A 1,511-nucleotide genomic window follows, 5' to 3' on the forward strand; every position below is an offset into this window, starting at 1 on the left:
TGTCCGTCGTCAGAACATTTGGCACAACTTGCGGCGTAAGTTTGCGGAGTGTGGGCCTCGTCTCGGTTTGATGTTTAGGCGGCGAGCTTGCGGTGTTGCAAGCGCCGATGTTCGAGTGTCTTTCGCTTGATCCTTTCTCTTCGCTTGATGATGGCTGCTGCCCTGCCGAAGTAGGCATCGGCGGGTGTGACGTTGTCGAGGCTCTCGTGGTAACGCTGATGGTTGTAGTGTTCGACGAACGCTTCGATTTGCTGTTCGAGATCGCCTGGCAGGAAGTAGTTCTGCAACAGCACACGGTTCTTGAGCGTCTGATGCCAGCGTTCGATCTTGCCTTGGGTTTGCGGATGGAAGGGCGCGCCGCGAACGTGGCTCATCTTGTTGGTCTCGATGTATTCGGCCAGTTCTCCGGCGATGTAGCTGGGGCCATTATCGCTGAGCAAGCGAGGCCTGTGCAGCACGTTGGCATGGTCGCAGCCTGAGACTGCCAGCGCCATGTCCTGCGTGTCGGTGACGTCCTCGGCTCGCATGGTGGTGCAGAGCTTCCATGCAATGATGTAGCGCGAGAAGTCGTCCAGCACGGTGGACAGATAGACCCAGCCCCACCCGATGATCTTGAAGTAGGTAAAATCGGTCTGCCACATCTCATTGGGGCGGGAGGTTTGTGTGTGGAACGCATCTGCCGCCTTGATCACGGTGTAGGCCGGGCTGGTGATCAGATCATGAGCCTTGAGCAGCCGGTAAACCGTAGCTTCGGACACGAAGTAGCGCTTCTCGTCGGTGAAGCGCACCGCCAGTTCTCGCGGGGATAGCTCGGTTTGCTCCAGCGCCATCTCGACGATCTGCTGCTGGACATCCTCGCCGATGCGGTTCCACACCCGGCTCGGCGCGGATGGTCGGTCTGCCAGCGCCTCGGGGCCACCTTCAAGGTAACGATCATACCAGCGGTAGAAGGTCCGGCGAGCAACGCCGAGCTGGTCCAGCGTGCGCTTGGCGGGCAGGTGCGATTGCTCGACGATACGGATGATCTCCAGCTTCTCGGACGCCGGGTATCTCATTCGTCGTCTCCCCCAAGCCCGGTCATGCTTTTTTTGAGCAGACGGTTTTCCAGGGTGAGATCGGCCACACACTCCTTCAGATCGCGGGCCTCGCGGCGCAGGTCCTTCACCTCGTCCGCGGTAGCAGCACGGGCTGTATCGCCAGCAAGCCTGCGCTTGCCGGCTTCCACGAACTCCTTGGACCAGGTGTAATACAGGCTCTGTGCGATCCCTTCACGGCGGCACAACTCGGCAACGGAGTCATCACCGCGCAGCCCGTCGAGCACGATCCTGATCTTGTCTTCAGCGGAAAAATGCCGACGGGTCTTGCGGCGGATGTCCTTTACCACCCGCTCGGCAGGTGATTTTGCGTTGGAGGATTTGGGCTTCATCTTCGTTCCTTCGTCACTACGACGAAGCCCAAACCCTCCTTAAATCACAACCTCAAATCTGTGCCATAGGCGCTGACGGGGAACA

At 59.2% G+C, this 1,511-nt stretch carries 1 protein-coding gene; it reads right to left on the reverse strand.

The features are described 5' to 3' along the window. Positions 1-74: 74 nt before the first annotated feature. Positions 75-1,426, reverse strand: a protein-coding gene (locus G572_RS0100075) for an IS3 family transposase (RefSeq protein WP_156884424.1) whose coding sequence is annotated in 2 segments (ribosomal slippage) — positions 75-1,088 and positions 1,091-1,426 — 1,350 coding nt in all. Because the reading frame shifts where the segments join, the coding sequence is not laid out codon by codon here. Positions 1,427-1,511: the final 85 nt, after the last annotated feature.

Origin of the sequence: Stappia stellulata DSM 5886 (assembly GCF_000423705.1) — a bacterium.
GTDB classification, from domain to species: domain Bacteria; phylum Pseudomonadota; class Alphaproteobacteria; order Rhizobiales; family Stappiaceae; genus Stappia; species Stappia stellulata.